This window comes from Spirillospora sp. NPDC049652 (genome assembly GCF_040675125.1).
Lineage (GTDB): Bacteria > Actinomycetota > Actinomycetes > Streptosporangiales > Streptosporangiaceae > Spirillospora.
In genome coordinates, this window is record NZ_JBFAOF010000964.1 from 1 (window position 1) to 2634 (window position 2634).

General features: G+C 74.3%; 3 protein-coding genes. All 3 read right to left on the reverse strand.

Features of this window, described 5'->3' with window-relative positions:
* Nucleotides 1-1103, reverse strand: a 1103-nt coding sequence (locus tag AB0J52_RS35500; protein WP_500187301.1) for a penicillin-binding transpeptidase domain-containing protein, incomplete at its 3' end; no start/stop codon positions are given.
* A 63-nt stretch (nt 1104-1166) separates the two neighbouring features.
* Nucleotides 1167-1730, reverse strand: a complete 564-nt coding sequence (gene rsmD, locus AB0J52_RS35505; RefSeq protein WP_500187302.1) for a 16S rRNA (guanine(966)-N(2))-methyltransferase RsmD — start codon at nt 1728-1730, stop codon at nt 1167-1169.
* Between the two features lie 193 nt (nt 1731-1923).
* Nucleotides 1924-2634, reverse strand: a 711-nt coding sequence (locus tag AB0J52_RS35510; RefSeq protein WP_500187303.1) for a HEAT repeat domain-containing protein, incomplete at its 5' end; no start/stop codon positions are given.

Consider the following 2634-nt stretch of genomic DNA (forward strand, 5'->3'; position numbering starts at 1 on the left):
ATCACCTTGCCGTCGTTGACGACCGCGGCGGCGACCATGGCCATCTGCAGCGGCGTCGCGACCGTGCTGCCCTGCCCGATGGAGCCGAGCGCGCTCAGCGACGGCTGGTCGGTCTTCGGGAACGAGCTGGCGGCGCTGGACAGCCCCTTGGCGTACTCGATCTTCTTGGCGAACCCGAACCTGGCGGCCTGGTCCGCCACCCCGGAGTTGCCCGGCTGCTCGGCGCCCATGAAGGCGAAGGTGGTGTTGCAGGACTGCGCGTACGCCGTGATCAGCGGGATGGACGCGTTGTCGCACGCCCCGCCGATGTCCCCGGCGTCGTTGTTGATCGCCTGCCCCGCGCCGCGCGGCCGGTAGCTGCGTCCGGCGCGCACGTCGCCGTCCTTGGTCCCCCCGGCCGCGAGCGCCGCGGCGGCGACGACGGTCTTGAACGTCGAGCCGGGCGGGAAGAGCTCGCCGGTCGCCTTGCTGAGCAGCGGCTTCAGCGGGTTCTTGTTCAGCCGGTCGAACACCCGCTGCGCCTGCCCGGCGTCCGGGACGGCGACCTGGTTGGCGTCGTAGGACGGATAGGACGCCAGGGCCAGGATCGCGCCCGTCCTCGGGTCGATCGCGACGGCCGCGGCCCGGCGCGCGCCGCTGTCGGCGAGCGCCTGGTAGGCGGCCCGCTGGGCGGCGGGGTCGACCGTCGTCTCGACCGTCCCGCCCGGCACCTTCCGGCCGAGGATGCGGTCGACGAGGCTGGTGGTCTTCAACCGCGGGTCGGTGCCGTCCAGGATGTGGTTCTCCGAACTCTCCAGCTGCGTCTGGGAGAACTTGGAGAAGAAGCCGGTGACCGGCGAGAAGACCGTGCTGTCCTTGTACCGCCGCTGGTAGCGGTTCTTGGCGACGGCGTCGGACCAGGCGATCCGCTCGCCGCCCGCGACGATCGGCCCGCGGGCGATCGAGTCGCGGTCGGCGTACTGGCGCGTGTTCAGCGGGTCGTCCCGCAGCGACTGCGCCTGGAACCCCTGGACGTAGGTGATGTTCGCCATCAGCGCCAGCACCATGACCAGGGTGATCACCCATGTCCAGCGCAGCGCCCTGTTCGTTCCGCCGGAACTCATGCGGTCCCCCACCGCCTCCTGGGCTCGCCCCCCGGAAGGTCATGGTAGCCGGGGACGCCCGGCTCAGCCGGTGGCACGCCCGTACCAGAAGACGGCTTCGCCGTATCGACGGTCACGTTCCGGCATATACTCCGCCGGCCACTCCACAGCCGGGGACCGGACGGATCGTTCGACGGCGATCAGCGCGTCCTCCGCCAGCCAGCCGTTGTCGCGGAGGGACGCGAGCAGTTCGGCGACCGCCGTGTCGGCGAGCGCGTAGGGCGGGTCGGCGAAGACCAGGTCGTACGGCTCGTCCGGTTCCTGCCGCACGACGCGTTCGACCTTGTCGGCGACCACCTTCGCGCCGGGCAGCCCCAGGGATTCGACGTTCTGCCGGACGACCTTCACCGCGCGGGGGTGCGACTCGACCAGCAGCGCGTGCGCGGCTCCGCGCGACAGCGCCTCCAGCCCGACGGCCCCCGAACCGGCGAACAGGTCGGCCGCCCGCAGCCCGTCCAGCGGCCCCAGCAGCGCCTGGACGGTCGAGAACAGCCCCTCCCGTGCCCGGTCGCTGGTGGGCCGCGTGTCCCGGCCCGCCGGAACCGCCAACCGCCGTCCGCCCGCACTCCCCGCGATAACCCTGCTCACGGGATCAGAGTATGGCCGCCGCGGTGGGCGGAGCCTCCGGCTCCCGCCGTCCGCGCCCGGCGGTCCGGCCGGACGCGGAGGCGCAGGAGGCCGTTCGGCCGCCGCCCGCGGGCCGTGGAACGGGCAAGGGATCCCCACCCCGAGATCCCCTGCCCGCACCGCGACCCGCGGACGGGTCGCCCGGGCTGGGCACTTACTTGGACAGCGCCCAGCGGGCCTGGGTTCGGACTCCGGGGTCGGAATCCGCGAGAGCTTCGGTGAGGGCGGTCAGGACCTCGGGATTCGCCGGCGCCCACTGCTCCAGTGACTGGACGGCGGCGCGCCGGACGTCCACGATGCGGTCGCGCAGCGCGCGGACGAGCGGCTGGATCGCGACCTCCGGGTCGGCGAAGGCGAGCGCCATGGCCGCGCGGCGGCGGACCTGCCAGCTCGCGTGGGCGGTGGCGGTGACGACGCGTCCGACCAGGGGTTCGGGCGCGCCGAGTTCGGCGACCGCGTCGATCGCCGCCATCCGGACGACCGGGTCGCGGTCGGCGAGCAGGTGGTCGAGCGCGTACGGGGCCGGGTCCCGGTGCGCGGGTCCTCGCGCGGGTTCGGCGGCGGGCCCGCCGGAGCGGTGCGCGGGTTCGTCGGCGAGGCGGGCGAGGCCCTCGGCGACCGCGACGCGGACCTCGCGGGCCGGATCGTCGGCGGCTTCGGCGACCTCGTCCGCCGCGCGCAGGGTGACCAGGCCGAGGACGGCCTGCACGCGGATGTGCGGCTCGTCCTCCTGGAGGCCCTGCGCGTACAGCTCGGTCGCGGAGCGGACGAGGGCGTCGAGCAGCGCGGTCGCGGTGCGGCGGACGCGGCCGTCGCGGTCGGACTCGGCGGCGAGCAGCAGCGCCTCCACCCCCTCCGCGCCGAC